Origin of the sequence: Dyadobacter jiangsuensis (genome assembly GCF_003014695.1) — a bacterium.
GTDB lineage: Bacteria > Bacteroidota > Bacteroidia > Cytophagales > Spirosomataceae > Dyadobacter > Dyadobacter jiangsuensis.
In genome coordinates this window covers 623,066-645,573 of record NZ_PYAS01000003.1, presented here as the reverse complement: position 1 = coordinate 645,573, position 22,508 = coordinate 623,066, and the positions used below count along the sequence as shown (strand labels likewise).

General features: G+C 51.0%; 20 protein-coding genes. 8 read left to right on the top strand and 12 right to left on the bottom strand.

Annotated elements, in window-relative coordinates; translation table 11 throughout:
* The first annotated feature begins 360 nt into the window (after nucleotides 1-360).
* Complete coding sequence (locus CLV60_RS08510) at nucleotides 361-1,029, top strand: BON domain-containing protein (RefSeq protein WP_106594924.1); 669 nt, start codon at nucleotides 361-363, stop codon at nucleotides 1,027-1,029.
* Nucleotides 1,030-1,068: 39 nt separating this feature from the next.
* Here CLV60_RS08510 and CLV60_RS08505 read toward each other — a convergent pair whose 3' ends face one another.
* Nucleotides 1,069-1,644, bottom strand: coding sequence for a DUF4136 domain-containing protein (locus CLV60_RS08505; protein WP_106594923.1), 576 nt, complete (start codon nucleotides 1,642-1,644; stop codon nucleotides 1,069-1,071).
* Nucleotides 1,645-1,806: 162 nt separating this feature from the next.
* Between CLV60_RS08505 and CLV60_RS08500 the strand changes: the two genes are divergently transcribed.
* Nucleotides 1,807-2,652 carry a universal stress protein gene (locus CLV60_RS08500; RefSeq protein ID WP_106594922.1) on the top strand — a complete coding sequence of 282 codons (846 nt, stop codon included), beginning with the start codon at nucleotides 1,807-1,809 and terminating at the stop codon, nucleotides 2,650-2,652.
* 85 nt (nucleotides 2,653-2,737) lie between these two features.
* Here CLV60_RS08500 and CLV60_RS08495 read toward each other — a convergent pair whose 3' ends face one another.
* A complete protein-coding gene (locus CLV60_RS08495) occupies nucleotides 2,738-3,181 on the bottom strand; it encodes an Hsp20/alpha crystallin family protein (RefSeq protein ID WP_106594921.1) in 444 nt (147 codons plus the stop codon).
* 153 nt (nucleotides 3,182-3,334) lie between these two features.
* On the opposite strand from CLV60_RS08495, the gene CLV60_RS08490 reads away from it, so the two are divergent.
* From CLV60_RS08490 to CLV60_RS08475, 4 genes are all read left to right on the top strand, one after another.
* Complete coding sequence (locus CLV60_RS08490) at nucleotides 3,335-5,839, top strand: cation-translocating P-type ATPase (RefSeq protein WP_106594920.1); 2,505 nt, start codon at nucleotides 3,335-3,337, stop codon at nucleotides 5,837-5,839.
* Nucleotides 5,840-5,941: 102 nt separating this feature from the next.
* A complete protein-coding gene (locus CLV60_RS08485; protein ID WP_106594919.1) occupies nucleotides 5,942-6,472 on the top strand; it encodes a hypothetical protein in 531 nt (176 codons plus the stop codon).
* Nucleotides 6,473-6,535: 63 nt separating this feature from the next.
* Nucleotides 6,536-7,960, top strand: coding sequence for a succinyl-CoA:acetate CoA-transferase ScpC (scpC, locus tag CLV60_RS08480; RefSeq protein WP_229210874.1), 1,425 nt, complete (start codon nucleotides 6,536-6,538; stop codon nucleotides 7,958-7,960).
* 12 nt (nucleotides 7,961-7,972) lie between these two features.
* Nucleotides 7,973-8,812 (top strand): universal stress protein, encoded by an 840-nt coding sequence (locus tag CLV60_RS08475; RefSeq protein WP_106594918.1) that lies wholly within the window; start codon nucleotides 7,973-7,975, stop codon nucleotides 8,810-8,812.
* 59 nt (nucleotides 8,813-8,871) lie between these two features.
* Here the strand turns inward: CLV60_RS08475 and CLV60_RS08470 are convergent, their stop codons facing one another.
* The 6 genes from CLV60_RS08470 to adhP all read right to left on the bottom strand — a co-directional run bounded on the left by CLV60_RS08470 (nucleotide 8,872) and on the right by adhP (nucleotide 14,751).
* Nucleotides 8,872-9,114, bottom strand: a complete 243-nt coding sequence (locus CLV60_RS08470; protein WP_106594917.1) for a hypothetical protein — start codon at nucleotides 9,112-9,114, stop codon at nucleotides 8,872-8,874.
* An 11-nt stretch (nucleotides 9,115-9,125) separates the two neighbouring features.
* Nucleotides 9,126-9,947 (bottom strand): universal stress protein, encoded by an 822-nt coding sequence (locus CLV60_RS08465; protein ID WP_106594916.1) that lies wholly within the window; start codon nucleotides 9,945-9,947, stop codon nucleotides 9,126-9,128.
* Between the two features lie 3 nt (nucleotides 9,948-9,950).
* The gene (locus tag CLV60_RS08460) at nucleotides 9,951-10,187 is read right to left on the bottom strand and encodes a BON domain-containing protein (protein WP_106594915.1); all 237 of its coding nucleotides are present in this window, start codon (nucleotides 10,185-10,187) and stop codon (nucleotides 9,951-9,953) included.
* A 29-nt stretch (nucleotides 10,188-10,216) separates the two neighbouring features.
* Nucleotides 10,217-11,062, bottom strand: coding sequence for a universal stress protein (locus tag CLV60_RS08455; protein ID WP_106594914.1), 846 nt, complete (start codon nucleotides 11,060-11,062; stop codon nucleotides 10,217-10,219).
* Nucleotides 11,063-11,177: 115 nt separating this feature from the next.
* A complete protein-coding gene (gene mgtA, locus CLV60_RS08450) occupies nucleotides 11,178-13,721 on the bottom strand; it encodes a magnesium-translocating P-type ATPase (protein ID WP_106594913.1) in 2,544 nt (847 codons plus the stop codon).
* Nucleotides 13,722-13,725: 4 nt separating this feature from the next.
* A complete protein-coding gene (gene adhP / locus CLV60_RS08445) occupies nucleotides 13,726-14,751 on the bottom strand; it encodes an alcohol dehydrogenase AdhP (RefSeq protein WP_106594912.1) in 1,026 nt (341 codons plus the stop codon).
* Between the two features lie 232 nt (nucleotides 14,752-14,983).
* Between adhP and CLV60_RS08440 the strand changes: the two genes are divergently transcribed.
* On the top strand, nucleotides 14,984-15,820 hold the full coding sequence (locus CLV60_RS08440) for a universal stress protein (RefSeq protein WP_106594911.1): 837 nt from the start codon (nucleotides 14,984-14,986) through the stop codon (nucleotides 15,818-15,820).
* Nucleotides 15,813-16,652: a CPBP family intramembrane glutamic endopeptidase gene (locus CLV60_RS08435; RefSeq protein ID WP_106594910.1), complete on the top strand. Its 840-nt coding sequence runs from the start codon at nucleotides 15,813-15,815 to the stop codon at nucleotides 16,650-16,652. The genes CLV60_RS08440 and CLV60_RS08435 overlap by 8 nt, the downstream gene beginning before the upstream one ends.
* 449 nt (nucleotides 16,653-17,101) lie before the next feature.
* On the opposite strand, the gene CLV60_RS08425 is transcribed toward CLV60_RS08435, so the two are convergent.
* The 4 genes from CLV60_RS08425 to CLV60_RS08410 all read right to left on the bottom strand — a co-directional run bounded on the left by CLV60_RS08425 (nucleotide 17,102) and on the right by CLV60_RS08410 (nucleotide 22,093).
* The gene (locus CLV60_RS08425) at nucleotides 17,102-17,605 is read right to left on the bottom strand and encodes a DinB family protein (RefSeq protein WP_106594909.1); all 504 of its coding nucleotides are present in this window, start codon (nucleotides 17,603-17,605) and stop codon (nucleotides 17,102-17,104) included.
* A gap of 38 nt (nucleotides 17,606-17,643) precedes the next feature.
* Nucleotides 17,644-17,982, bottom strand: a complete 339-nt coding sequence (locus CLV60_RS08420) for a hypothetical protein (RefSeq protein WP_106594908.1) — start codon at nucleotides 17,980-17,982, stop codon at nucleotides 17,644-17,646.
* 588 nt (nucleotides 17,983-18,570) lie between these two features.
* Nucleotides 18,571-18,768, bottom strand: coding sequence for an SDR family oxidoreductase (locus tag CLV60_RS34615; protein ID WP_229210873.1), 198 nt, complete (start codon nucleotides 18,766-18,768; stop codon nucleotides 18,571-18,573).
* Nucleotides 18,769-19,075: 307 nt separating this feature from the next.
* The gene (locus CLV60_RS08410) at nucleotides 19,076-22,093 is read right to left on the bottom strand and encodes a DUF6923 family protein (protein WP_170118745.1); all 3,018 of its coding nucleotides are present in this window, start codon (nucleotides 22,091-22,093) and stop codon (nucleotides 19,076-19,078) included.
* Nucleotides 22,094-22,508 lie beyond the last annotated feature (415 nt).

The following is a 22,508-nucleotide window of genomic DNA, read 5'->3' as shown; positions in this document are numbered from 1 at the left end:
GTCCAACACTACTTTAATTACAATAATTATGCAAGGACAGGAGACATTACCATTGATCTGTATTCACCAAGCAGCCCAACAACTCAAATGTATGTTTCTTTTCGAGTCTAATCCTACACCGTCCTAAAACCGGGGAAGCATACATACTCACTGCTAATGTTTTTGAAAAACAAATCCGATGAATAAGGTCCCACTATTTCCGGCATTAGGCCACCGGCGCGCTCGACGGGGCCGGATACACCAACAATCACATCCAATATTGACGCTGATCATTATTGCTCCAATCAAGACAGGTTAATTTCGAAGCAGCAGTTTTTCCACAAAACTGAAATAATGTGATCAACTTAACATCAAGAAATCATGAAGACCGATTTTGAGATTCAAAAAGATGTCATCGAGCAACTTCGTTGGGAGCCCGCATTGGCCGCCGCTGAAATTGGAGTGTCAGTTAAAGACGGGATTGTGACTTTGTCGGGCACCATTGATTCTTACCCGAAAAAGCTGGCCGCGGAAAAGGGTGCACGCAAGGTCAGTGCCGTCAAAGCAGTCATTGAAAACCTGGAAGTGCACCTACCGACTAACAAGCAGAAGAGCGATCAGCAAATCGCTGACCAGGTCCTGAACGCCCTGCGGTGGCACACGGCAGTGGCCGACGAAAAATTGAAGGTCACCGTTGAGCACGGGTTTGTAACCCTGTCCGGCCAGGTCGACTGGGGTTATGAAAGAAATATGGCAAAAACTGCGATCGAAAACATAGAAGGTATCCGGCTCGTTGTGAATGAAATCACTGTCAGGCCCCACCCTGTCTACTCGGACGTCACTGAGAAAATAGGCGCGGCCTTTCAGCGTCATGCATCAATTGACTCTTCGAAGATCAGAATTTGCATCACCGGCAACCGTGTAACCCTGGAAGGCCGGGTCAGATCGTGGGCCGAAAGAGATGATGCCGAGGAGGCAGCCTGGTCGGCTAAAGGCGTCAATCAGGTAGTCAACAATCTGATTGTAGAGGAAGAAGAATTTGCATTCTGAACAAAATAAGACCAAGAAAGGCCGGTGTGCCGGCCTTTCTTAGTTTTCAATGCGATCTTTTCTCGCCACCGAGTCGCCCGGGTCGGCATGCGATGGGAACGCATCGAAAATTTTTGCTACGACCGACCGGATAACGACTTCTGGCTTTTTCCCTTCATCAAATACAACTTCGATGGCTGCAACCGCCCAGCCCCGCCATATCAGCTTTCTGCTGTGTGAATGCCAGACATCGATAATCAATGTCGCTTCCCGGTACCGAAACAAGTTATCGCGCGGCATCATCCAATAGTCCCCGTACATATACCCATACGGATCCGGCAGCAGTATGGACTGCTCTTCGACGCGGATATCATAGCGTAGTGTCAGATCGGCAGTATCCCGACCAGGAAGGTAGCCCTTCGCGATCAACAGATCATTGACCGCCTGCCTGATTCTACCATCATTTAACTGATTGAAATACAATGGATCCGTTTTCCAGACGAGGCTATCCTCCTTTGCCCACTGGAAAGTCTTGTATTGATTAACGGGATTGCTCTTGTCGACCTGGTGGTAGACCCTAATCTCGGGGCTGCACCCTATGAGCATCATCCCCCATATTGCAAGCGCTGTCCGCATAATTCGTTTAAAAGTTGGTATGGATCTAAAATTAGAGGAGACACAACCTAGCAGACATGAGCAATGTCAGTTCCCCGGGCGCTTCTGATCATCTTTCAACCCATTGCCATTCAATAACTTGCAATAGGTTCAAATAACCATCTTATCCTAAGCGAGCTGCATATGAAAAAGATCCTTGTCCCTTTTGACTTCTCTGCACTTTCCATGTCCGCGCTGAGGTTCGCTATCGAGCTGGCCGAAGCTGCGCATGGCCAGGTAACCGCGCTGCATGTGGTAAATATGACACCGGTTTTTCTGGAAAGTCTGGACCCAAACGGGTATCCGGTCGGCGCAGCCTCGATACTCTCCGAGTTAAGCCGCGAGGCTACTGAGCATTTCGCCCGGGTCAGAGGTGAGCTGAAAACAAGTATGGAACCAGGCTTCCGAGTCGAGCAGGGACTACTGCATCAAATAGTGATTAAGACCATACACGAAACGGAAGCTGATCTGGTGGTGATGGGGACAAACGGAACCAACGGGATCGCTGAGGTAATGATGGGTTCGAATACCGAAAAAGTTGTCAGAACTGCGCCGGTACCCGTTATTTCCATCCATAGGGGGCAAAGAATCAGCCAGATCCGCAATATCGTTTTCCCTACGACTATCGATCTAAACCAGCACCGCTTTATATGGCAGATCCGGGCACTGCAATCATTTTTTGGCGCGCACCTTCACTTGCTTTATGTGAAGACACCTGATGTCAAAGACACTGATAAAACCCTGACTGGCTTGCTTGGCGATCTGGCCCTATACTATAACCTTTCCGAATATAGCGTTCATGTTACCCATGCTTCCACCGAAGAAAAGGGTGTGCTCAAATTCGCTGCCCGCATGCCAGGCTCGATGATCGCTATGGCCACCCACGGCTACACGGGCCTGACCCACTTGGTGCTGGGAAGCGTGGCGGAAAATGTAATCAATCACACCCATGAGGCTGTCTGGACTTGCAAACTTTCCGAGCATGTCTGAATCCAAAATCCAATGCATAACCAGCCTAAACTAAAACGAAAAGTGCCGCCGGTAATCACGGCGGCACTTACTTTTAGCTGGAAGCTTACTTGATTGATACTTGCCGTGCAGTGGCATTATTTTCCGCAACTGCTTTCTTAGGCAAGCTGATTGCCAAAATACCGTCCTGGTAGCTGGCTTCGATCTTATCCTTATCAATTTGGTCAGGTAGTTGAAAGCTTCTTGAAAAGCTGTTATAGCTAAACTCTTTTCGCTTGTAGCCATTCTCTTCCTCTTCACTGTTGGACTTCTTCTCACTGCTGATCACAATGTACTCATCGCGCAAATCAATCTTGAAGTCATCTTTTGTCAAGCCAGGCGCTGCTACCTTGATCGTAAACCCTTGATTGTTCTCTGTGATGTTGGCCGCCGGCACCGACTGCCGACCGAAGAACCGTTCAAGGCTGGTGCGATCGGTCCATGGACTAAAAAAATCATCAAACGCAAAAGGCAAAAAACCTGTGGGTTTTACCAAAGAAGTAGTTGACATAACCGTAGGTGTTTAAGGTTAAAACTGAATTTACATCTCAAAAATAAATGCCCCGCGGTCGCTTAGGGATGACGCGCAACTCCCGCCAAACTGATTATAGTCAGTTAAATAGACCTCAATTTCAGCAACCTTTACCACTTAATGTAATGGCCTATGAAAGATTCCCTAAAATACAGTGGTCTTACCCATGACCAGGTAGAAGCCTCCCGCAAACAGCATGGGCAGAACATGCTCAAAAAGCCAAAATCGTCCGGACTATGGTTTATCCTGAAAGCGGCATTAGTTGAACCGATGCTAATGCTGCTGGTGGCCGCGGTGATAATCTATTTTTCGATGGGCTCGATTCGGGAAGCCGTCATCATGCTGGTGGCGATCGGGCTAGTGGCAACGATCTCAATCATCCAAGAGAGCCGGACACGCCGGGCATTGGTCAGTCTGGAAAACTTCACCAGCCCGGCATACCGCGTTCTTCGCGGCCAGGCCTGGACATTGCTTAAAAGTGAGGCATTGGTGGTGGGCGACATCGTTGCGCTGGAAGAGGGAACGCTCGTGCCGGCAGATGCAAGCGTATTGTCAGCTGACGATTTCTCGGTCAATGAATCGATCCTGACCGGCGAGTCCATGCCTGTCTACAAACTCGCGGGTAGCTCTCCCGACCCGCTATTTGCGGGCACGCAAATCACCTCGGGCCAGGCTATCTGCCGCATTACAGCGGTTGGCGGTGCTACCCGACTTGCCCACATCGGTAGCAGCATTGCTTCCATTCCGGCAGCAAAATCAGTTCTGCAAGCCCAGATCCGGCGTCTTGTCAGGGACATGGCCATCATCGGGGCAGTTATATTCGTAGCTATCTGGGCCATCCGGTTTGCGCGCTCGGGTGACCTTCCTGAAAGCCTTTTGGGTGCATTGACACTGGCTATGAGCATTCTGCCCGAAGAGATCCCGGTTGCTTTCACCACCTTCATGGCGCTGGGCGCTTACCGGCTGATGAAACAGGGCATTATAGTCAAGCAAATGCAAACCGTGGAAGCCCTCGGCAGCGCGACGGTGATCTGTACGGACAAAACCGGGACACTTACCGAAAACAAAATGTCACTTTGCGGAATGTTCGTGCTCAACGGGCGGAAATTTATTACAGACTTTTCATCCCTTTCTGCGAGTGCCACTCAGCTGCTCTACCATGCGGTGCTGGCCAGTGAAATAAGCCCGTTTGATCCCATGGAAGCGGAACTTCAACGCGTCTTTGAAAAGACCTCCCCTACCGGGCTGCCTGCATACGACGGGCTGACGATGCTGCTGGGCTACCCGCTGGAAGGCAAACCGCCCATGATGACCCATATCTGGCAAGGAAAGGAAAGCCAGCGTATCATCGCCGTCAAGGGCGCGCCGGAAGCTTTGATGAATGCGAGTCCGCTCTCTGCCGAAGACCACGCCAGTTTGCTTAATGCCATTGACACCTTTACATCCAAAGGATTTCGGGTACTGGCCGTAGGAAAGTCAGACTTCCAGGGCACGGATTTTCCCGACAACCAGCAAAGCCTGCCCTTTCAAACCCTTGGCCTGGTGGCATTTTACGACCCTCCCAAAGCCGGGATGAAACAGGTCCTCGAATCATTCTATCATGCTGGCGTGAAGGTCAAAATCCTGACCGGTGATAACCCGGTAACAACCGCCTATATTGCCAGGCAAATCGGTTTGCGCGGCACCGACCGCATCGTAACAGGTGAGCAGATGATGGCCCTCGATGATAATGCTCTACTGAAAGAAGTCGATACGATCACCGTTTTCGCAAGGATGTTCCCCGAGGCTAAATTACGCGTGATCCGGGCTTTGAAAGCCCGAGGTGAGATCGTTGCGATGACCGGTGACGGCGTCAATGACGGCCCGGCCTTGAAAGCGGCAGACATCGGGATTGCCATGGGACGAAAAGGCACCGAGATCGCCCGGCAGGCCTCTGCCCTGATCCTGCTCAACGACGATCTGGGCGGAATGGTCACCGCCATCGAAAGCGGCAGGCGCATTTACGTCAACCTTCGGAATGCTATCCGGTATATCGTTGCCATACACACGCCACTGATCCTGCTTGTATTTCTACCTCTGGCGCTCAGCTGGACCTACCCCGTCATCTTTGATCCGGTACACATCATATTTTTTGAACTGATTATGGGGCCTACCTGCTCGATCGTCTATGAGAATGAGCCGGCCCGCACGGGACTTTTGAAGGAAAAGCCCCGCCCGGCCACAAGCAGGATTTTCGGGTTGAACGAGCTGGCATTCAGCATCTTGCAGGGAGTTGCGATCGCCACCGCACTGATACTGATTTACCAAATCGCGATAAAGGCCCATCAGCCCGAGGGCACCACCCGCGCCATGATTTTCATCGGGCTGATCTCGGCCAATATTGCCTTGACGATAACAAACCGCTCCTACCAGGGCAGCCTTGGCGAATCGCTCAAAGCAGATAACAAGCTGATATTTTATACGCTTGCTTTTACCATCTTGTTCACCGCTCTGATATTTCTGATCCCGGCTGTTTCGGAACTGTTCCGGCTTTCAATGCCTGATACGGGAAAAGTCCTTTTCAGTATCGGATGCGGTATGGCCTCTGTTCTGTGGTTTGAAATCTATAAACTGCTCATGGGCAATACAAAAACCTGACGCAGATCATATTCCGTGGTAAGGCCAGTCAAGCTTTTTGCTGCAACATAGCGCTTACTTTGAGGCAGTTAAATGAGTATAACCACCTAAACAGCCATCATTATGGATTCAATCAAATTCTTTGACATGGTCTCCTGGGGCTTTTACCTTAGCTGCAACGCGCTGGCCATCTTCTTAATCTGGGCAAGCAAAAGCCGCCCGGCGCTGGCCCGCCTCATCCTGATGCTAATTTTCTTGTTCGCTGCGGGTTTTAATGCCTACACCGCACTGGACGCACCATGGAACTACCAGGATTTTGCCGGTAGCGCCATGCCGATCTACAAGCGGTTTATACTCGGAGCTTTCATTCCCATTATCACGCCGATGGTTCTGACCATAGCCATATGCCAGCTGTTGATTGCGCTGGCCATGACTGCCAGGGGAGAGTTATTCCAAGCGGGCTGCTGGGCGGGAATTGTCTTTTTGGTTGCTATTGCTCCTTTGGGACTGTACGCAGCCTTTCCAATGCCTTTGCTGCTCGCCTGGGCTATACTGCGCTTATTGAGAACCGACAGTGGCCGGTCCAGTCACCCAATAGATACGAAATCGGTCAAATCAAAAAACAAACACCATGTTCAACACATCCAGAATTAAACACGCGTCGCTGGCCAGCAAAATTATGTCGGCCCGCCAGGCGCCTCGCTCATCGGTGATGGAATGGTCATAGGCGCCAGCGGGTTTACGCGCTCAGGCGATAGCAAAGCGGTACTGGCCGCTCTAGCAGAAAAGGCTGCACGTGACCACACCCGCATTACACTGATGACCGGGGCTTCACTGGGGCAAGGGACCGACGGCGCCTTGGCTACGGCCGGCGCAGTCGCCAGGCGACTGCCATTCCAGTCCGATCCTGTGATACGGACGATCATCAACGAGGGTAAGATTTCGTATATCGACGAAAATCTGAGTGAAACAGCGGCACATATCCGCAACGGTTTTCTGCCCCCGATTGACATCGCCATCATCGAGGCCGCAGCGATCGAAGCCGACGGCGGTGTTGTGCCTACCACTTCGCTGGGCAATTCGGCAATCTTTGTCCAGCAGGCCCGTCAGGTAATCATCGAGATCAACGAGGCGGTACCTGTCGGGATCCGTGGCATCCACGACGTATTTCTGCCCGAAGATCCCACCGGCCGGGCTATACTTCCGATTACCGAGGTATGGCAGCGCATAGGCCAGCCGGTGATTGCCTGCGATCCGTCCAGAATTGCCGCCATCGTTTTTACCAACCAGAAGGACAGCCCTGCCGAAACCGCGGCTGATAACGCCGCCGCCGAGGCCATTGCAGGCCATTTGCTTCATTTCTTTAAGCAGGAAATAGCTGCCGGGCGTCTGACGCGCTCGCTGAGGCCTTTGCAGGCGGGCATCGGGAAAATTGCAGATGCCGTGCTGGGCGGGCTCGCGGACGGTAACTTTGAGCATCTGAGCATGTACTCGGAAGTATTGCAGGACAGTACATTCAAACTGATTGAAGGCGGGAAGATGGATTTTGCATCCGGAAGCTCGATGACGATGTCCGAAGCTTGCTACCAGCGAGTATTCGCCGATTTCGACCGCTACCGGCGCAAGATTTTGCTCCGGCCGCAAGACATTACCAATGCGGCCGAGGTGATACAGCGGCTGGGCATTATCGCCATCAACACCGCCCTGGAATGCGATATCTATGGCAATGTCAATTCTTCGCATATTTCCGGTAGCCACATCGTCAACGGTATCGGCGGCTCTGCCGATTTTGCCCAGAACAGCTACCTGAGCATTTTTGTGACCGAGTCGGTGACCAGGGGAGGTAACATATCGCGTATAGTACCTATGGTTACCCACGTCGACCACTCCGAGCACGATGTGGATGTGATCGTTACCGAACAAGGCCTTGCCGATCTGAGAGGACTGGACCCAAGGCAAAAAGCAGAGGCCATTCTCAGACATTGTGTCCATCCCGATTACTATGACGACCTATCCGATTATTTCCTGCGTGCCTGCCGACGCGGTGGCCATACCCCTCACCTGCTGGAAGAAGCATTCCGGCTGCATGCCAACCTGGCGGCAACCGGTACGGTGAAAACCCGTATTCTACAATCCATTTAATAGCCTTTCACGATGAAAAACATTCGTTTAGTGATCGATGCCGGTCACCTTAATACCCATCACGTGCAGTTCGCCTGCTATCTGGCCTCGCTTACCCGGTCAAGGCTCATCGGAATCTTTATGCAAAATGCCCCCTACCAACAGCTTCCTGAAATGAAAGTCGCATTAGGGACGCCTTTTGCAAAAACAATTACCATCAGTGACCTACCCGATTTTACAGAAAAGCAGGCACTGCTCCGCGAAAACGAAAGCACTTTCCGCTCGATCTGTGAACGGCAGGGTGTACACGTAAGCGTGCATAAGAACCCGCACGAACCGCTTGAACAGATTCTGGCCGAAAGCCGATACGCGGATCTGATGATTATCGGCAGCGATCTGGCATTAGAGCCCTGGGATGAGAAAAGACCCAGCTCGTTTCTCAAAGATGTACTTTGCGCTGTCGAATGCCCCGTCATGATAGCGCCCGATGTATTCGAAGGCGTTGAGGAGATTGTTTTTGCTTACGATGGCAATGCGGCCGCCGCGCATGCCATCAAGCAGTTTTCCTATCTTTTGCCCGAGCTGGAAGATTGCCGGCTAACGATTGTTCGCGTGGTGGATGAGAGCGAACGGGAGGACCCTGATGAGGGCAAGCTCGCCCGGCTTGTCAGCACACACTATTCCAATGCGCATTTCAAAAAACTTTACGGACGGCCCAATTCGGAGCTTTTCGCGTTTTTAATGAATAAGAAAAAGACGCTGGTGGTCATGGGCTCTTACGGCCGTAGCACGTTTTCAAATATGCTCACACCGAGCACTGCCGATCCGCTGATCCGCAACCTGAACCTGCCTGTTTTTATCGCGCATCCATAAAAATACAATAAACCGAAAAAGAGCTGGATAACAGCCCTTCTTTATTGATACATTTGTCGTTATGCGATCTCAAACCAGCCTTCGCTGCAAAACCGGTCGCGCCCGACCGACCAGCTTAACCGCGCGAGCCAGAAGCCCTTTGCAAATTGGCGCGTTGAAATGCTAACCCGCGGCCCGTTGCCGGGCGTAAGGGGAACGGTAAGCCCGTCCTCAGTCGACTGCCCGGTAAACGTGACTTCCGCTTTGAGAAAATATAAGGGGAGAACGAATGTAACCCTTTCTTGTTCTGCCTGATAGGTCATAGTAGTAAGGTTTAAAGTGATACCAATACCTGCCGGCAGGTAAGCTGGAAGGTATAGACTGGTATTTTGGCATGATTGACGATATCGGCCGCAACGCTGGGGCGGAACAAATGCGCTGGATCGGCGCTAGTCAATGTGCCCATTGCAATCAGATCTGCGCCGGTCTGGGTAGCAAACCGGAGGATACCCCCGGCAACCGATTCGTCAAATATCAACGAGCTCGTGCAATGCTTGAGCCTTAGTTGCCGGCTATAATCTTCAAGCAGCTGGATGGCAAACTGCTCGCTTACGGCGGGATTAGTCTCCACATGCAAAAGATGAAACTGCCCGTTAGGAAAACCGGGGATTCTCTGTATACAGTCACGAAGTTCTGCGGGATCGCGATCAATATCGACAGGAACGACAATGTCGCGAAGTCCGGTAAGGTGCGGGCGCTGTGGAATGGCAAGAACAGGAACCGAGGAAACACGAATGATTCGCTCGGCATGCGATCCCATAAAGACTCCCTCCCACCCCCTGGCACCTCTGGTACCGACAATAATCAGGTCGATGCAATGTGTTGCGACCGCCGCCAGAACAACATCTACAAACCGGCCTTTTTCACGTAAAGGATGTATTTTAACTTTTGAAGGAAAGGCCCCGCACCATTCTCCCGGCAGACGCTCCGCTTCCGGGCCATGAATGGCAGCCTGCATGGGATCTTCTACGGCGAGAATGAATACTTCGAAAGGCATCCGCCAATCAAATGTGGCACAAGCTTCCAGTGCTTGCCTGCACGCCTGCGAATAGTCGCAGGGAACCAGAATTCGGAATGCAGCAGCGGAATTTTTCATAAATCAACGACTTACCTGGCGGGGATAGGTCAGATTATTCGTGATCCGGCAAACGCCGGCTACGTTTTCAATCCGGGACTGAACCAGCTCGCGATCTGTTTCAAAGTCGACATGCCCGTCCAGGAATACCCAGCCGTCGTGAACGCTCACCTGAATGTCATGCTCATCGATGCGCACATCGCGGTGGAGAATGCTGCTGATCTGCTCAGCGATAGCAAGATCGGGAATACAAGTTGTCATAATAGATCAGGCTAATGGTTAATACTAGCTTATTGCATTACATAGGTCCAGACAGGTTCTGCCAGATGGTTGACCACATCTTCGGCCACGCTCCCTTCGGTAATATGTGCCAAGCCCTTGTGACCGTGCGTACCCATGGCAATGATTGAATTGGGGATACGGCGGGCGTATTTAAGGATACCTTCCTGAATATTGAGGCCCCTGCTTACATGGATGGTGTAATCCTTTAATCCATAAAACAGGGCATAGTCTTCCAATTTGCGTTCAGCCTCTTCGTTGGATTCCATCGTAAATGGAAAACCGTTCACATACAGCAAATGCACCACCGCTCCGAATAATGACTGCAGCGCCTTGATTTGCTCAACGAGCGGTTTCTGGTCGAGCTCCATGCTGGTCGGAAAAACGATATTTTTGACCCAATCCAGATGAAACGGGCCGTGAACGGCCATCACCGGCACCGGCGACGCCCGCACGATCTTTTCGGTATGCGAACCGATGAAGAACTCTTTGAAGCCAGACGCACCATCCGTACCCATGATCACCAGATCGATCTTCTCCCTTGTGATTACATCGCAGATGACATCGTTAACGTATCCGGTTTCCAGCAGCAACTCTGCCGAGCCCGAGGGGCGACCGGTTTTATTTTTCATTTTTTCAAACTCTTTCTCGCTATACGCGATCCACTCGTCGATCATCGAAATCGGGTCAATCGTCATATAAGGCTGCCCGGGCATCCCGTTTGCGAAAACCTGGGGGACCTTCATTACTTTCAGTACAAAAACATGACCGTTACAGGCAGCCGCCATTTCAACTGCAAACTGAAAGGCGTGTTTCGCTGCTGCCGAAAAATCACAGGGAACAAGTATTCGTTTCATAGGATTGGTATTAAAGGTTTAACTAAGCTGCCCCGTTGGGTTATACGCCAGCCCTAAATTAGTCCTCGGCGTTTTGCGCCGGGATGACACCAGGCACGTCAGAAAATGACATTGCTCAGCGTTGACCAGCCCTTGTGCCGCCTTGAAAGAACCGCACTTTCAGCATATCGGCGGTAACCACATACAACACAAGAATCCCTGCGATCCATACCGATTCTCTCTGAGAGATTTCGGTAAAACCCAGTTCGCTTGCCAGCGGGGACACCGGAAGCAAAATCGTAGCAAGCAGCGCGGCGAGGGTAAGCCAGAGCAAAGCCTTGGCTGGCCTGCTGCTCAGAAATGGCTGGCGTGTCCTGACCACCAGCAGAATCAGCAGCTCGGTGATCACCGATTCGATAAACCAGCCAGTACGAAAAGCAGCTCCCGAAAGGTGAAGTTTAAAATACAGCACGTAAAAGGTCAGAAAGTCAAAAAATGAACTGTGAAGCCCAAAGACCACCATGAAGCGCCGGATCAGGCTCATGCTCCATTTCCCCGATCGTCTTGTCTGCTGCGGATCGACCTGGTCGGAGGCGATGGCAAGCGCCGGAAGGTCGGTAATAAAGTTGGTAAGCAGTATCTGTTTGGGCAGCATCGGAAGAAATGGTAATAGCAGCGAAGCGCCCGCCACACTGAACATATTCCCGAAAGTAGCGCCGGTCGTAATGAAAATATATTTCATCGAGTTAGCGAAGGACTTTCTGCCTTCCAGGATGCCATCCGCCAGCACGGAAAGGTCTTTTTCCATTAAAACGAAGTCGGCGGCTTGTTTGGCCACATCGACCGCGTTATGGGTAGAGATACCTGCATCTGCCGCATTGATCGCTGCTACATCGTTAATACCATCTCCTATGTAGGCTGTTACCGCTCCCTGTTCCCGCAGGGCTTTGACCACCCGAACCTTCTGGTGAGGTTCGATTTCCGCGTAAACAGCTATACCGGAACAGCGCTTCCCGAAAGCCTCTGGGGTGAGCATATCAAGCTCGGGACCGGTCATAATCCGGTCCCCGGAAATGCCGAGCGTTTTGGCTATGTGCATGGCTGCAAAACGGTTATCCCCTGTTATGATTTTAACTTCCACTCCCAGTTCCCTCAGTTTTTGAATCGAGGAAAGGCTCGACGACTTTAACGGATCTTCCAGCAGCAGATACCCGGCAAACGCCATTTCACTTTCATCGGCCCTTGTGATATGATCGAGCCGGGTCTGTTTGACAGCGATGCCTAAGACCCGGTAACCTTGCTCACAATAGGTCTGGTACTGACAAAGCAGTGACCGGCGGCGCGCTTCGTCCAGCGGTACATAAACCCCTTTATCAACCTCCAGACGGGAACACACTTCAAGTATACTTTCAAGCGCCCCTTTGCTGATCATCAGGTTGCCGCCGGGACCGGCCGCCAAAACAGTCAACCGCTTTCTGATAAAATCATAGGGAACTTCATTAAGCCGCCGGTAACCCTTGCTATCCAAGGTAAGATCTGACAGCGCCTCGTCGATCGGGTTGACAAAGCCCTGCTGCATGACCGCATTCAGGTAAGCATATTGGCGAAGATGCTGCCGTGAAATTCCCGTCCCGTCAACCGCATCACAAACCCGGACGCTGCCTTCTGTGATCGTTCCGGTTTTATCTGTGCAAAGCACAGTTACTTCCCCCAGATTGAAAATTGAAGAAAGCTTTTTGACGATCACCTTGCGCTCCATCATGCGCGCGGCAGCCGTGGACATGGCCACAGTCATGATAGCGGGAAGCAGCTCGGGCGCCATCCCCACAGCCAAAGCCAGCGAGAAGAGTACAGAATCAATCCACGGCTTTCCGAAATAAATATTGACTGAAAGGATCACCAGCGTCAAGACGGTGGTGATCTGCAATAGAAAGTAACCAAAACCGCGTATTCCGTGCTCAAAGGCAGTTTCGGAGCTTTCCGAAAGACTTTCCCGGAGTTTACCAAAAACAGTATCAGCGCAAGTCCGGACCACGAGTGCCCTAGAGGTCCCACTGATCACGTTGGTGCCTTGCCAAAGGCAGTTAAAGGTATTTGAAAGCGCGGCATGCTCTTTGATTTGCCCCTGCATCTTCTCTGCCGGAAAGCTCTCCCCGGTCAGGCTGCTTTCGTTTACATGTAGTTCATTGCTTTCGATGATCCGGCAATCTGCCGGGATGATATCACCGGCTTTCAGCAGGATCAAATCACCCGGAACCACATCCTGGGCGTCAACGACCTGCTCGGTGTTGCCCCGAATCACGGTGCTTTTTTGCGAGATCAGTTTTTGCAGCTTTTCAACCGCCTTGCCCGCCTTATACTCCTGCCAGAAGCTCAGAAGCCCGCTCGCCAGGATGATACAGCCGATAATAAGCGTATCGGAGACCTCGCCTAAAAAGGCCGACAAGATGACTGCGACTACCAACAGCAGCACCAGCGGACTTCTGAACTGATTGACTAACGTAGCCATCACCTTTCGGGCCCCGCTTTCAGTGTGAGGTTTGCTGGCTCGAATGTGCTGCTGTCTCAGCCCTGCCTGCTCACTGTCAAGGCCGTTCCCATCTGTTGCCAAGGCCTGATACAGCGCTTGAAGGGGCGACTCTCCAAGCTGTATTTTTGAAATTGGATCAGCAGACACCATACCGCTACATGCTCATTACAACCCGTCCTTCGATACGGCCCGCCTTCATATCGTCAAATATGCTGTTAATGTCTTCAAGCCGCGCTGTGTGAACGGTTGCTTTCACCTTTCCTTCGATGGCGAAGCCGACTGCTTCCTGCATATCCTTGCGCGTGCCCACGATAGAGCCTCGGATGGTGTGACGGTTAAGAACGGTTTGAAAGATGGACAGATCGAAACTGCCCGGAGGCAGGCCTGTCAACGCCATCGTTCCTTTTTTGCGGAGCGCAGAGATCCCCTGCTGAAAAGCCACGGGCGAAACCGCCGTAACCAGCACGCCGTGCATTCCACCGGTTTCTTTCTTCAAAAAAGTACCTGGATCGTCTTGGATAGCATTTACAGCAAGGTCTGCCCCAAGGCGCTTTGCCAGATTCAGCTTGTCCTCGCTTACATCTATGGCCGCCACATGCATACCCATTGCTTTGGCATATTGCACGGCCAGGTGTCCCAGGCCGCCGATACCGGAAATAGCCACCCACTCTCCTGCCCTGGTTTCAGTTTCCTTCAAGCCCTTGTAGACGGTCACGCCTGCGCACAAGATTGGCGCCATGCCTATCATATCTGTTTCTGCGGGCAGGTGCGCCACATAGCGCGAATCGGCCAGCACGTATTCCGCGTAACTGCCATCAACGCTGTACCCACCATTCTGTTGAGCATCGCAGAGCGTTTCCCAGCCGGTAATGCAATACTCGCAGCAACCGCATGCACTGTACAGCCAGGGGACACCTACAATATCGCCTTCTTTAACGCCGGTCACCTCAGGGCCTACTGCGGCCACATAGCCTATACCTTCATGTCCAGGGATGAGCGGCAATTGTGGTTTTACCGGCCAGTCACCGTCTGTGGCGTGCAGGTCGGTATGGCAAACGCCGCTGGCGACGACTTTGACCAAAACCTGGTTATTGCCAGGGCGGCGCACGGCAACCTCCTGAATCCTGAGCGGCTGCCCGAACTGGTGGACAACCGCCGCTTTCATCGTTTTAGGTAGCATAAATCTTTGTTTTTCAAGTGAATTACTGCCGTAAAGTTGATTAGCAAAAGCCCGGGCTATTATGACGTCTGTCAGTTTCAAAAATGACGGTTATAGCCAAAGCCGGTTGTCGCCACTACCCAATTTCGATCACAAAGCATTATGATATAAATCATAAATGTATCCGGCAGCCAGCCAGAAATTTGTAAGCGTAGAACCACGACGGTCTGCCACATATTGACTTGAAGAGCTCATGAAAAAAATCCTCGTACCCATCGATTTTTCAGAGAACGCCCAAAAAGCGCTCTCTTTTGCCATTCGTATCGCTGACAAAACAAAAGCGCGCCTGCTGATTCTTTATGTCTATCATCCCTATGTAAATGACATTGCGTTGCCGGAGTATATCGGCTCACTGGAAATTTACCGGGAGCTGGAAGACTCCTACCGCGAAAAACTCGACGAAGCCGTAGCGCTCGCCCATCGGCTTGGGGTCCATGCGGAAGGTATCTGGGAAACGGGCGGGACCCAGCCCGCGATTCTTGATCACGCCCGAAAGAATCAGGTTGATTTGATCGTGATGGGAAGGACCGGACAAGGCGGTTTTCTGGACAAATTACTGGGAAGTAACAGCGCGGCCATCGCATCAGATGCAGACTGTGCCGTGCTGGTCGTGCCGCCAATGGCTGTGGAAGCCGATTTCAAAAATATGGTTTACGCCACCCAGCTGGAATTTGATGAAAAGCCGGTGCTTGCCCAAGCGATCGGGCTCGCCCGGCAGCTGAAAGCACACATTACATTTTTAAAGATCAATTCCGACAGGCAGCTCAACATCCAGTCCGACGCCCAATACATCCAGGAAATGAAGGAGTACTTTGGCATTCCATCCGAAGATTTCATTGTCCGTGACGCCGGTAGTGTCCTTGAAGGTCTTCAAACATACTGCCATCAGGCACATGCCGATATGCTGATTCTTTGCAGGCGCGACAAGAATCTACTGCAACTGCTGCTGAATGGCCCGGGCCTTGCCCGTAAACTGGCGCTTGCGACTGATATTCCGTTGCTGGTATGTCACCTGAGAAACGATGCCTGACACAAGCCAGTACAGCCTCAGCAAAACACGCGGTCCTGCCAACGCTGGCCACCAGGCCCTGCTTGTCTATATCCTAACAACATTTGCATTTTCATGGAGTTTTTGGGCGCCACTGGCAATTGAGGCACTATTCAAGTTCAAAACCTGGCATTTTCCAGGCCAGTTTTTCTTTGCTTCATTCGGCCCTTTGGCTGGCGGCATTGCAGCAAGCTACTACCTGGGAGGCAGCTCGGCAGTTAGTTCATGGCTGAGCAGCATCTTTTGTTTTCGGTTTCGTCGCGAGCTGGTATACTTGACAGGTGCCATGTTGATGGCTTATCTGACAGTCGCAGTAATCACCACCTGGATCGTAACCGGAGAAATTTCATCCCTGTGCCATTTGGGCCAGACCCAAAAACTGCCAAGAATGCCACCCATCGCAGTTTTATGTATATGGATGCTCACATTTGGTCTGGGTGAAGAATCCGGTTGGCGGGGCTGGCTCTTCCCGACGCTACTCCGGAAAAACTCTGCCATTCGAGCGGCCGGCATCCTAACCGCAATATGGATGCTATGGCACTTACCCGCCTTTACATTCAACAAAAATTACCAGGAAATGGGTTGGGGGATAATCGGATGGGTAATCAGCCTTTTCTTCGGCGCAATTTTGCTTGGGTGGCTTTTCCAAAAGTCCGGCAGTATTGTCCCGTTGATAGTTTGGCACGGCGCATTTGATCTGATCACGGCCAGTGACTACCTGCCAGCCGAAGTGCCCATGGCCGTCAGCGCCGTTGTAGTTCTTCAAGGGATATACCTGGCCAGAAAAGCAGTCCATCGTAGTCCGTGTCCATAGTCGATAAAATATAATGCAGTGTTAACTTACCACAGCCGGACCCTCGGATCCTTTTGCAGGGCTTTGATAATAGCGAGACTGTTGCGAATTTCAGGCCGCTCAGCTTTCGGCTTAACCGATTGACAAAATGGTGGGAAACCGATTTGAAGTTTGCCGTCAAGGCTACCGGCTGGACGAGTAGATCAGCGAATGGTATAAGGTATTCATAACCAGATTGTGTTTTGATTAAAGAAATGAAAACAAATCTTACCGCTCATCTATATACGATCAGTAACTCTCATATTGGAACAGCAAGGTTTCGGACAATACCGCGGGCTGATCAAGCAAGGGCTTAACAAACGTCGCACGGGATTCGGGTTGACACCGACGTAGTCGGCACCACCTTTTCGACCGTGGTCGTAGAGATCAACCGGTTTAAATTTCCGGTGCTGAAGGGTTAGAGGTGCTTGTCACGGCTCGGTATCGAGTTTCATTTCCCGCGCTACCAATGGCTGCGCAGCGGCATATTTAAGAATCACAGCCATTTGACCACCGTGATGGGCGGTATGCGATATAATCCTGCCAAGCGATTCAGCCAGTGTCTTTCGACCAAATTCCCTGGTAACGATCTCCCGCTGCCAATCCTGGTCGGTCTGCTTAGAAATCACCGATTCTAGCGCCACAGCTGACTGGCTCACAAAAGACAGCAACTCAGCCAGATCGGTCCATTCCCCGGTATCGTGCTGGGCAATCAGGGTTTTGGCTTTTACCTGAACATGCTCACCGAAGACGTTCTTGACAAAAAGCATTTCAACTTCGCCGATATGCCTGATCAGAAAACCCACACTATTTTGTGTGCCTGGCAGCTTTTTTGTTAGATCCTCTTCTGTCAGTGCCGGCAGCTGATCAGAAAATCGTGTGCGGGCCTGACGCCACAATGCCAATAAGGTCTGAGTTGTTGTAAAGAAAGCCATCAGCTATTTTGAATAAGTGTTTGATGTAAACTTGAAGATCAATCCCGAAACATTACTGGCGCCTCTTTGACAAATAGCAGCGCCAGTATCGCGAATACGATCACCACATTAAGTATCGTCCCAAAACGGGCCTGGTCCCAAGCCGATGAGATTAGCAACTGCGAGCTAAGGGCAGCCAGAAGTGCTACCCACGCCCAGTGCTTTTCATGCAGGGCCAATAGCAAGGCGCTGAGTCCGAACAGGATCGAACAGGCCGCCCAATAAATTCCAGGGGCTCTGTCAATCGCCATCACCCGGCCGGCGACCGGGGTAAAGAAGCCCGCCAGATGAATAGCTCCATGAAGCATCAAAAGGGCAAAAAACAGATAGCGCAGCATGTCTTCATCTGATTGTTACTACGCAAAGTTGCTCGTTACCACATTGCTAAATTATGACCGTAGTCATAAGCAAACCAATTGGTTATCAACCTAATATTCTGATTGCACAAGGAACGACGAAGCGTTCTAATGCACTGCGAGCTGGGCGGTATAACTACTTAAAAGATCCAGATATTTCTTGCATAGGCCCAGCGCCTTTAGCCTGCTTTATTCCGACCATGCCGAATGAACAAACTAGCCTGGCATTCAGTCGTTACTTCATCAATTACTTTTTCTTATATCCCGCATCTTCCATGGGACGAAGTTCAATTATAACACTAACTACCGTTCTTGTAGTCGACTGATTGGCCCCAGAATAGGCTATCAAAAGGGTCAGAAAAGTAATATTTATTAATAGCAATTTTATTTATATCGAAAACCTGAGTTTTATCCGCCAGGTGATTGCAATCAAATACCCTCAATCTGGCGAATAAACCTATTTACAACTGCATTATTGAATTAAAAATGCAGATCACCTTGTCGTGTAGCCGCCATTGGCAAAAATAGTCTGACCAGTGATCCACCATCCCTCTGTTACAAGAAATTCAATTAGTGGTGTAATGTCTTCGATGTTGGTGAGTCCCCCCAAGGCGGCAGCCGACTTGTGGTAAGCCACCGCGTCAGGACTTTCTTGTCCATAAAAAACGGCGTATCCATTGGACCAGGGGCCACGGCCGTGACAGAAATCCCACGTGATCCAAATTCTTTTGATGCGGCTCTGGTAAAATGTTCTACGGGGGCTTTCATGCCTTCATAGGTAGAATATAACCCGGTATATGCGGCAAGCAACGAAGTTACCACCCCACAAATTTTCTAAGGTACTGCTAGCGCAAATACCGATGGACCAATAAGGGCCGCACACCAATGGAAGCAAAGTCAATTTTGCGACTTTACCTAGATCATCCTTCTTCAGATAACAAAAGAGGAGCGGAAAACCAGCGTTTCCCACTCCTCTTTTAGTTTTTTTGTAACCGGACTTTTTCAGTGCCCTTTCCTTTTTAAATACCCTCTTTTGCGTTGAGGATCCAATTTACGGCAAAGCAGATTTTACAAACTATTTGTTTTTAACCAGCTTTCGGGAGACTGTGGAACCGTCACGCATTTGAACATTGATCACATAGATTCCGTTGGAGAGGTACCGAATGCCAAGCTTATGCGTGGTTTGGTCTGTTCCATTGCGGTCCTGCGTCACGATCCGTCCGGACACATCCAAAATCCTGATCGTTTCCGCCCCACTTAACCCTTCGATAGTCAGCTCGTCCTGCACCGGGTTCGGATAGACCGCGATCTGCACCGCTCCGTTTTCAACAGACACCATTCTGATAGAACTGAAAGCATACGTGCCGTCCGTATCGACCATTCTCAAACGGTAGAGATTTTGACCATTTTGCGGTGAATTGTCGGTGTAAGCGTAATTCCTCAAAATACTGCTTTCTCCGTTTGACCGAACACTGCCTATCTTAACCCAAACTTTCCCATTGGTGCTGCGCTCTATTTCAAAGCGGTCCGAGTTCACTTCCTCGGTGGTAGACCAGGTCAGGTGCGCCGAATTCCCCTCTTTCCTGGCATCAAAGGATACCAGTTTGACGGGCATTGGGCAGTCGACAATGATCGTCAGTGTGGCGATCGATTCGAGCCCATTGCCGTCGGTTACCACGTAGTCAATTGAGACTGTATCGCGCAGGCCATTCAATGGTGTAAAGCTCACAGCGCCGCTGACAGGATCCACATTGTACTGGCCCTCCCCAGCGACATTCAGAGTCGTCACCCGGGCGAGCGAGCCTGGCGTGATCAGTTTTACACTAGCAGGTACCAGCGGTGCGCTTCCCGCGATGTCATTGCCGAGCACGTTGACGGTAACAACATTGCAAGTAGTCGTTCCGTCGTCGTTCACGGCCACTGGCGGATCATTGACGATTGCGCTTGGGCAGCGCGCACCATCACCCGGCGTTACGCCCGATGCCGTCGAAAACAGGGAGGCTGTAAGATTTGTAAGCGGTGCGCTGATCTTGAAAATAGCTCCGCTGCCATTGTTACCTACATACATATCGCCATCCGTATCAAAGAATGCAGTGCCAAAAGCGCCGGTGTAGGTAGATGTTTCAATGCCTGCGCCGGTTACTGAGCCCAATGTAGTTCGGTTACCCGTTGCCGGATCAAACTGATATAGCACCTTGCTTGTTCCAAATCCGTAAAGCAGGCCATTGGTCGGGTTGAACGACCAATCGTTCAAGTCGGTCGGCGTAGTGGGCAGCGTTACGGCAGTGAGGTAATTTGCGGAGCCGGGATTCAGGTCGACCTTAGTGATCTGGCTGGAATTGGAGGCATACAGATACAGAATACCATTCGGGCTGACATCTCCGGTTGCATAACCCGGCACCGGCGAGGGAAAGCCGGTCACATCATGGAATGTCACAGACCAATCACTGCCGATCCGGACGAGTTGATTGGTGCCGTAACGGAAACCCCAAATGTAGTTGTCGACGGTATTGTAGCCGATCGCGTTAATGAAAGCATTAGGGCCTTCGATCAAGGTCTGTTTGCCAAGAGTTGTAACACCGCTGGAAAGGTCGAGTGTGTAACCGTCCGAAACATTGGAACCCCCTATGTTCCGGTTACCGATTACATAGCTCAGTTCCGAGCACGGGAAAGCAGGCTGGGCAATCCAGGAACCGGTTGCCTCCCGGAACGGGCGCGTGACGTCACCTTTGCTCAGGCCGATAAACCCTTGGAAATCGTCTAAACCACTGCAAGGTTCATAGATAATGAGGTTCTTGACATTCCAGAAGCCAGGCTGATCGTATACGACCCGGAGGGTCGCTGTCGTGTTTACCTGGTTGGTAACCGAGACGGTGGCAGAAGCTGGTGATGAAGCAAACGTGATGGTTCCGTTGCCGGCATCGTAGGAAGCGCCCGTCACCGAATTGAGCGTAATGCCGGCGGGAAGTTCCAGCTTGAAAATTCTCGGATGCCCGCCATCGTCAGTAAGGTCGACTGTGAAGTTCTGAGCCGTTCCGGCTACGGCCGGCGATCCCGGGCCGGTGATTGAAAACACCGGTTCAGCGGGACTTGGCAGGCTTGGAATAGCGTCAATAGCGTCCCCGTGAAGCCCGGAATAGTGCACGGCATAGTCAGAGCCTGTCGTAGAATTGACCGCAGACTGGACGGCCATAAAATTAGCATAGGTCGTTGGCGGCGTTGGAATATTATTCATTATGTAAACCAGCCGCGCCGCTTTCAGCTGATCGACCGCATCTGCACTTCCCGACTTATCCAGATCCGGACGAACGCTGGGCGAAAATATAACCTCACCGATGTAGTTGCTGTTGGCCATGGAAGGAGCCGGCTTCCCGTAATCGATGCAAAATGATATTTCAGAAGAAACAAGATTCTTGTTCCCATCAAAATAGGCGGTAGCAATTGGTGCAGCTTCCTCCGGATATGAATCCATCGCTACGTATGAATTCGGTGTTATGAACTTTTTCCAATATGCAACCCGAAAGCCAAATGCCGAGGTAGCGACCTGATCGCCGGTAGTATAAGGGATGTAAATTTTAAAATCGCCGCCCGACGAAGCAACCGGGCTTTCGAAAGTCACCGTGATCGGGCCCGTATATGTCCGCGTCTGCAACAAGTAGCCGGAAGCATTCGCTGACGTAATGGTTTCTGCGGGAGCCCCGCTTGCCAAAGTCCCCGGATAGATTTTGATAACGGACGAAGGTGCCATATCCAGAAAGTCAAACCGAAGTACAACTTTGCCCGTTGTTCCGTCAGAAAGCTCAGGAATGATGGTGGCTGAACGCAGGGGATATATGGCGTTCATGGTCGCTTCGAGATTGAATTTTCCGGAAGTCGCCCTTCCACTTCCGGTTTTTCCGGCTGGCACGGTTTCCGGGAAAAAATTCCCTCCATCAGAGCCTTCGTCGAAAAAATACCATTGAGTTCCGCCCCCTGGATCCGGGCATGACTGCGCGTTCGCAAAAGATAATGCCTTTAATGTCAAAATAGCAGCAAGAATGAATCTACTGAATCTTCGGGTCAGAAGGTCTGTTGACGTGTAAACATTTTTCATGGAATATATTGATTTAAGTAACAATTCCTTTTGGGTTTCCGACGGGCATAGTACGCTCGTAACTACTTGATAATCTGCCAGACTGAGCCTGTTCATTGAAGCGTCGTGCATAAGGGTATCTCCGAAAAATATGCCATGGAGCGACAGTCTCGATTTGGGTCGTTAGACTACCGGTGCTACCATTCAACAGCATTTTACTTAGGGCAGGGAACGGCTTACAGGCTAACCAGAAACCGTGCCCGACGATGGTTTTACAAACGGTACCAAGATGAGAGTCTGATATATTTGATATAGTGCGGTACAGCGTAGCTAAGATTTCCTGAATCATATCGCAGCAGCTAATTCAGAATAAAGGAACCCATATTGCTAAATGATCGTGTGGCAAATGTCCTAACATAATTCGAATCTGGACGGG